The sequence below is a fragment of the uncultured Sutterella sp. genome, assembly GCF_937923675.1.
In the GTDB taxonomy this organism is placed as follows: domain Bacteria; phylum Pseudomonadota; class Gammaproteobacteria; order Burkholderiales; family Burkholderiaceae_F; genus Sutterella.
In genome coordinates, this window is the sequence record NZ_CALDXB010000099.1 from 21,880 (window position 1) to 29,668 (window position 7,789).

Genomic DNA, 7,789 nt, shown 5'->3' on the forward strand with positions numbered 1-7,789 from the left:
AATAGTCTGCGGCGCGTCATCGCGGCGCATGGGGAAACATCGGGGGTCATGTGAAGGGATAGTGAAACTAGCTAGCGGGTAAACCCTGATTCCGAGAAGAATACCAAACTGACGCACGCCCTGCCGCCGGAGTTTTGTCGAGTTCCGACAAAGTCCACGCCTTCCCCGGGAGCTTTTCAGGGTTAATCCCTCAACGGGTAAACCCTCTTGCATTATTTTTATTTTTGTTTACCAGAGAAATAGAATTTATCTATTTAACTAATATTTGATTTGCGTCAAAGCTAGAATTATTTTGCAAAGAAAATTCATCGCTTCGTTATTCATTTTTGGAATATCGGAAAGCGAGCATGTTTCCTGACATTGAACCCGTCAGATTATTTCTGCGTACCTCCATCAAAGTAGAAAAGACGGCAAACGGCGTAAATGAAGACGGGCGCTCTCTAAGCATTCCGAGGGTTCGGTTTAACCGCACGAATGATTTCCTCCCGTTCGACAAATGCTGAAAATCGTGCCCATCGGCCCTCTGAGAGCTTTCAGCTTCGGATGCACTCTCCTAAAGACAGGCGTCGGTCTGAAAAGCCTTTCGTCGATCAATGACCCTTTCCGGCCTCAGAAGGATATTTCCAAGAAAACGGGCCCGGAAATTCAAAGTGAAGAATCAAACTCCCCAAGAAGGAGGACTCATGGAAGTTACCCGCAGAAGTTTTCTGAAGCGCGGCTTTTTGCTCGGCGCCTCACCGGTTGCCGCTGGGCTTGCGAGCACTGCCGCGATGGCGGTCCCCGTTCACAAGAAGCCCTTCAAGCTCGCGAACGTTCAGGAAGCATTCAACATCTGCTGCTACTGCTCCGGCGGCTGCGGCACGATCGTTTCGGCCAGGAACGGCGAACTCATCAACATCGAAGGCGACCCGGACCATCCGGTGAACCTGGGCGGCCTCTGCCCGAAGGGCTCGGCACTCTGGGGCCTGCGCAACATCGTCACCCCTGACCGCAAGACCGCGATCAACCCGGGCCGCGTTCTCTACCCGATGGTCCGCCGTCCGGGCAAGAAGGACTGGGAGCGCATCAGCTGGGACGAAGCGATCGAAGGCATTGCCCGCCATGTGAAGAAGACCCGCGACGAGACCTTCAAGAAGACGGAGGACGGCATCACCGTCAACCGTACGGAAGGCTTTGCGGTTCTCGGCGGCTCGCAGATCAACAACGAGGAATGCTGGCTTCTGCAGAAGTTCACCCGCGCGCTCGGTTCGATCGCAATCGACAACCAGACCCGCGTCTGCCACTCCTCGACCGTTGCGGGCCTCGCGCCTTCCTTCGGCCGCGGCTCCATGACCTCGCACTGGTGCGACTTCGCCAACTCGGACGTCATCCTCTCCTGCGGCTCGAACAACGTCGAAAACCATCCGCTCTCCTCGCGCTGGGTTGAACGCGCTCAAGACAAGGGCGCGACCTGGATCGTCGTCGATCCGCGCTTCACGCGCTCGGCGAAGAACGCCGACCTCTACAGCCCGATCCGTCCGGGCACCGACATCGCCTTCTACGGCGGCCTCATCAACTACATTCTTGAGAACCACCTCTACCAGGAGGAATACGTTCTCAACTACACGAACGCCGCCTGCATCCTGAGGAAGGACTACAAGTTCGATCCCAACACGGGCCTCTTCTCCGGCTGGGATCCGAAGACGAAGAAGTATTCCGACGAAACCTGGGGCTACGACGTCGACCACTTCGAGAAGTGGGACACCTCGCCCACGGGCGAATACGCCTGGGTGAACAAGCCCGGCACGCCGAAGTTCGAGCCGCCCGAGCTCGAGGTCCTCAAGCGCGACATGACGCTGAAGGACCCGATGTGCGTTCTCAACGTTCTTCGCCGCCACTATGCCCGCTACACGCCCGAGCTCGTTTCGCGCGTGACCGGCATGGACATCGACGTGATGAAGAAAATCTGGGAAGTCTTCGCCTCGACCGGCAAGCCCGGCAAGGCCGGCTCGATCCTCTACGCCCTCGGCCAGACGCAGCACACCTACGGCTCGCAGAACTGCCGCGCGATGTGCATGGTTCAGCTTCTTCTCGGCAACGTCGGCATCCCGGGCGGCGGCATCAACGCGCTGCGCGGCGAACCGAACGTTCAGGGCGCGACCGACGTCGCCTGCACGGTGCCCGATCTTCCGGGCTACCTCAAGTGGCCGACGGTGCCGAAGCACCTCACGCTCGCCGACTACTGCCACAAGGAAGCCTATGCGGCGGGCTACTACTCGAACAAGCCCAAGTTCATGGTCTCCTTCCTGAAGGAATTCTTCGGCAAGAACGCGACCTTTGAGAACGACTACGGCTACGACATGCTCCCGAAGATCGGTCCGAAGCTCCCGGCCTCGGCCTGGACGACGATCGGCACCTTCCACATGATGCGCGACGGCAAGATGAAGGGCTACTTCGCCTGGGGCATGAATCCCGCGCACTCGACGCCGAACGCCAAGTTCGCCCGTCAGGCGATGGCCAACCTCGACTGGATGGTCTGCGCCGACTGGTTCGTGACCGAAACCGCTTCCTTCTGGAAGGCTCCGGACATGAAGCCCGAGGACGTGAAGACCGAGGTCTACTTCCTCCCGGCCGCGCTCATCTATGAAAAGACGGGCTCGATCTCGAACTCCGGCCGCTGGGTCCAGTGGCGTCAGCAGGGCATTCTCCCGCCGGGCGAATGCAAGTCCGACTTTGAAATCATCGAGCGCCTCTTCGCGAAGATCCGCGAGCTCTATGAAAAGGAAGGCGGCGCCTACCCCGACCCGATCCTGAAGGCCAACATGGACTACCGGATCGACGGCAAGTACGACATCCGCGCCGTCTGCTGGGCGATCAACGGCTACACCGTCGCCGACGGAAAGCTCCTCCCGGGCTACGCCAAGCTCGGCGCCGACGGGTCGACCGCCTGCGGCATGTGGATCTATTCGGGCTACTACAATAACGAGGCCGAGAAGCTTGACCCGATGAAGCAGCCGCTCGCGCGCCGCTCGAAGAGCGACCCGACCGGTCTCGGCCTCTTCCCGCAGTGGTCCTTTGCCTGGCCGGCCAACCGCCGCGTGCTCTACAACCGCGCTTCGGCCGACACGAAGGGCCGTCCCTGGAACCCCGACAAGGTCTTTGTCGAATGGAAGGACGGCAAGTGGATCCAGAACGACGTGGGCGACTTCAATACCGCGAAGGGCCCGGACAACAACGCCTTCTTCATGACCTGGGAGCAGAACGCCCGCCTCTTCGCCTATCCGATGGCGGACGGCCCGCTGCCCGAACACTTCGAGCCCTTTGAATCGCCTGCGAAGAACCTCCTCAACAATGCCGAGCAGAATCCCTGCGCGCTCTTCACGGACGACAAGTCGACGAAGCGCGGCACGAAGGAAGAGTTCCCGTACGTCGTCACGACCTACTCCGTTACCGAGCACTGGCAGACGGGCACGCAGACCCGCTGCATCCCGTGGCTGAATGAGCTCATCAGCTGCAACTTCATCGAGCTTTCGCCTGAACTTGCAGAGGAAAAGGGCATCAAGAACGGCGACGTCGTTCGCGTCTGGAACAACCGCGGCTCCGTCAAGGTCCGCGCGATGGTGACGATCCGCATCAAGCCGATGACGATCGACGGCAAGAAGGTTCACGTGGTCGGCATGCCGCACCACTTCTCGTGGGCCGGCACCTTCGCCACGGGCGACAACATCAATGACCTGAGTCCGAATGTGGCCGACCCGAACAGCTTCATTCCGGAATACAAGGCCTTCCTCGTCAACATCGAGAAGGCGAACTAACCGGCCGGACCCACAGGAGACAACCAAATGGCAAATACGAAAGAAGTCGCGATGCTCTTCGACGCCTCGCACTGCACCGGCTGCCGCGGCTGCCAGGTGGCGTGCAAGGAGTGGAACGTGCTGCCTGCACGGCTCGGACTCAATGCAAATCCCTTCACCGGCTCCTACCAGGGCCCGATGGACCTCAACGGCGACACGCGCCTCATCATGACCTTTGATGAGAAGCCCTCGGGGAACAAGTACCACCCGATCGACTGGGCAATCGGCCGGCGTTCCTGCTACCACTGCACGGACCCGGGCTGTGTTCAGGCGTGCTCCTCGGGCGCTCTCCAGAAGAACGAGAACGGCGTGGTGACCTTCGACACCGACAAGTGCAACGGCTGCACCTTCTGCCAGGCCGCCTGCCCCTTCGACGTGCCGCGCTTCCGCCCGATGGACGGCAAGATCGACAAGTGCACGCTCTGCATGGATCGACTCGAACAGGGCGGCAAGCCCGCCTGCGTGCATACCTGCCAGCCTGAGGCGCTCGACTTCGGGCCGCGCGAGGAAATGCTCAAGAAAGCCCATGCCCGCGTCGAATTCCTTAAGAAGAAGGGATTCTCGAAGGCTGAGGTTTACGGCGAGAACGAATGCGGGGGGCTCCACGTCATTCAGGTCTGCGCGCTCGGTCACGAAGCCTATGGCCTTCCGACCAACCCCGAACCGAAGAAGGTGATCAACGCGATCGACGTGATGAAGCCCGTCACGGCCGTGGGCGCTGCCGCCGTCGTGGGCGCGCTCGCCGTGTCCTTCCTCGCCAACCTCGGCTACCGCAGAAAGGCGGTTACCCTTGAGGAGGCGAAGGCCAGCTGGACGCCTGAACAGCGCGCGAAGGCCGAGGCCGAAGCCGCCGAAATCCGCAAGGCTGCTAAATAAGGAGAGATCATGACCCGTTATATCCAGCGTCACTCGCTTCTGACGCGCGTCACTCACGGCGTGGTCGCCATCACCTGCATCCTGCTCGCGGTGACCGGCCTCTTCGTCTTCTGGCCCGAGCTCGGCGGCTCGGTGATGGGCGGCGAATTCACCCACTGGATGCGCATGCTGCACCGCATCATTGCCATCCCCTTCATCCTGATCCCGCTCTACGCGGTCTTCCGTTCGCCGAAGGGGTGCGTGCACCTCTTCAAGGAAGACATCTTCGGCAAGTGGGACAAGGACGACTACCTCTGGGCGATGAAGTTCCCCTTCTACCTCTTCTTCCCGTCCAAGGTGCACATGCCCCCGCAGCACCACGTGAAGTCCGCGCAGCGTCTCGCTGACGGCGCGCTCGTGTTCTTCTGCATCATCATGGCCGTCACCGGCATGATCCTGTGGCTCAACACGGGGCTGCTCCCGAACGGCGGCATGAAGGTGGCCTTCAGCACGGACGTTCTCCTCTGGGCGCGACTGCTGCATGACATCTTCTTCGCCCTCACGGTGATCGTCGGCATCGCCCACATCTACCTGGGCGCGGGCATCTTCGAGCCCTATAAGGGCACGGCCCGCATCATGTTCGGCGACGGCAAGGTGAGCGAATCGGACGCTCTCTACCACTGGGGCTACTGGGCCAACCAGGAGCTGACGAGCGGCAAGAACGTCACCGTTGAAAAGGACGGCAAGTAACCCTCCGTACTTCCCGGGGCTCCCGCTGAGGAGCCCCCGGATGAAGCACGCTCCGTCCGCTCTGAAAGGTTTCCCCCGGAACCCTTCGACGCGGGCGGTGAGTGCGATGAAGCCTTTCCATTGAGACTTCATCGCACTCCCCCGAGAGAGTGCAACGACGGGAAGAAATGCTTCCCGGCGCTTCCGGCCGCGACGGCTATGATTGCCGTTCGGGGCCGGGATGAGGAAAGACCCCAATACAAACGAAAAGGAAAAATCATGAATTCGAAGTCGATCGAACGAGCCCTTCAGCGCTACCGTGCCTATAAGGACGAAGACGTTCGCACGCGTCTTGAGATCTTCGGGCCGCTTCTTCTTGAAGCCGCCGCCCTTTCGAATTCACTCACGGACGAGGATTCAACCATCGTGCGCGAACCCACTGAAGCGGAAATCCTCGCTGCCGCCAAGGGGGGCGCAACGCTTCTTTCGCTCGATCTGGTCCGCATCCGTCCGGATTCCTTCAAGGCCGGGCTTGAACGCCTCGGGAAAGTCCTTCTCGGGACGCTCAAGCTCGATGAAAAGCTTCATGCTGAAGCCGAAGCCTTCGACTGGACGCCCTTTGCCTCCGCCGATTTTGTCGACGCCGCTTCTCTTTCGCCCCAGGACGCCCTCGTGATGGCGGAGAGACTCACCGCAAACATCGACGAGGCGCTCGCCGCCGTCTGGGTCTACCCGGTTCTCGGCATGACGATCCGCGCCTTCCTCGACAAATTCGCCCGCGACGCCTCTCAGGCGCTTGCGCGCACCGAAACCGGAGCCCCGTCCTTCGACCGCAGAACGACCTGCTTCTGCTGCGGGTCGGAACCCGACATCGCAGCGGTTGCCGCCACCACGAACCGCGGCAACGTGAAGAAGCTCTACTGCTCGACCTGCGGCGCCTCCTGGTCCTTCGAGCGCATCCGGTGCGCCCGCTGCGGCGATGAAGCCATGTCGGACCTCTCCTACGTCAGCGATGAAGCTGACGACACGCACCGCCTTCACATCTGCACCAACTGCCACGCCGCAATGCCGACTCTCTTTGCGGGCGGGGACGAACTCACCTTCAACCCCGACGTGGAAGGGATCGTTTTGACGGGCCTCGAGGAAGCGTATGAAGCCGCCGTCACGCAGGGCACGGTTCCGCAGAAAGTGCTCAAGCAGGGCGACGCCACGCAGGCCGGCCGCGGCCCGGGGCGCGGACTTTACTAAAGCTCGATTCCGAATAAACTTTTCCTGACACTCTTCGAAGGTGAGGAGAGCATCGTGAAGAACTTCATTACCGGCACCGACAGCATTCCATTTCTTCCCGGCACTTTCGCCCCTGAAATCGATGGGGTGAAGGAAGAGGAAGCCCTCGGCGCGCGCCCGGCGGAAATCATCCGCATCGCGGGGTCAACCTCCGGCCCCGACACGGACTGGGTGGCTGAGGAAGTTCCGGTAGCGCTCGTCTACAACGGCATTTCGCACGCCGTCATGATGACGACCCCGACCATGCTCGAGGACTTTGCCGTGGGCTTTTCGCTCGCTGAAGGCATTGTCCGGTCGCTCGACGACATCCATGACATCGAGGTGACGGACGGATGCCGGGGCGGGAAGAACGTCAACCTCACGATTTCATCCGAAGCTTTCTGGAAGTTGAAGGAGCACCGCCGCTCCATGACGGGCCGCACGGGCTGCGGCATCTGCGGCACGGAGTCGCTTGACGACGCCATGAGGCCGACGCCGGTTCTGCCCTTCACGCAGACCTTCGACATGGAGCATTACGGCCGGGCGCTCGAATACCTCCAGAAGGTTGAAACCCTAGGCGCCCTCACCGGGTCGACCCACGCCGCCGCCTGGGTGCATCCTGACGGAAGTCTTGCGGGCGGCGCCGAAGACGTCGGCCGCCACGTTGCTCTCGACAAGCTCCTCGGCCTTCGCGCGCGCCGGGGCTGGACCGACGGCGCCCTCGTCATCAGCTCCCGCGCCTCCTATGAAATGGTTCAGAAAGCTGCAATGTGCGGGGTCGAGATCATTTTTGCGGTTTCCGCGCCCACAGCGCTCGCCATTGACGTCGCGAAGCGCGCCGGAATTACGCTCGTCGCCTTCTGCCGGCGCTCGCGCGCCAACGTCTATACGCACCCCGAACGCCTCATCGGCATCGGGAGTCGTGCGTGAATTGCGTGACGCTGCATATTTTTCACTGAGAACAAATTCTTTCCTCCCGTCTCGGGATTTTGAGGACGCCGGCACTTTGCAGACGTCCTCATTTTTTCTATCGTTTTCCCTCTTCCCAAGGACCTGAACTTCCCATCAAAAGTTACACTCGCTCCTAAGATGCCTGCAGAAACGTC

5 protein-coding genes are annotated in these 7,789 nt (G+C 60.8%); all 5 read left to right on the plus strand.

Features of this window, described 5'->3' with window-relative positions; translation table 11 throughout:
• Window positions 1–683: 683 nt before the first annotated feature.
• The 5 genes from Q0106_RS11625 (at window position 684) to fdhD (ending at window position 7,613) form a co-directional block, all read left to right on the plus strand.
• Window positions 684–3,794 carry a molybdopterin-dependent oxidoreductase gene (locus Q0106_RS11625; RefSeq protein ID WP_297613187.1) on the plus strand — a complete coding sequence of 1,037 codons (3,111 nt, stop codon included), beginning with the start codon at window positions 684–686 and terminating at the stop codon, window positions 3,792–3,794.
• A gap of 27 nt (window positions 3,795–3,821) precedes the next feature.
• Window positions 3,822–4,709 carry a 4Fe-4S dicluster domain-containing protein gene (locus Q0106_RS11630; protein ID WP_297613188.1) on the plus strand — a complete coding sequence of 296 codons (888 nt, stop codon included), beginning with the start codon at window positions 3,822–3,824 and terminating at the stop codon, window positions 4,707–4,709.
• A gap of 9 nt (window positions 4,710–4,718) precedes the next feature.
• Window positions 4,719–5,438 (plus strand): cytochrome b/b6 domain-containing protein, encoded by a 720-nt coding sequence (locus tag Q0106_RS11635; protein WP_152158101.1) that lies wholly within the window; start codon window positions 4,719–4,721, stop codon window positions 5,436–5,438.
• A gap of 258 nt (window positions 5,439–5,696) precedes the next feature.
• Entirely contained in the window at window positions 5,697–6,665 is a 969-nt protein-coding gene (locus Q0106_RS11640; protein WP_297613189.1) for a formate dehydrogenase accessory protein FdhE, read from the plus strand.
• Window positions 6,666–6,719: 54 nt separating this feature from the next.
• Window positions 6,720–7,613: a formate dehydrogenase accessory sulfurtransferase FdhD gene (gene fdhD, locus Q0106_RS11645; protein WP_297613190.1), complete on the plus strand. Its 894-nt coding sequence runs from the start codon at window positions 6,720–6,722 to the stop codon at window positions 7,611–7,613.
• Window positions 7,614–7,789 lie beyond the last annotated feature (176 nt).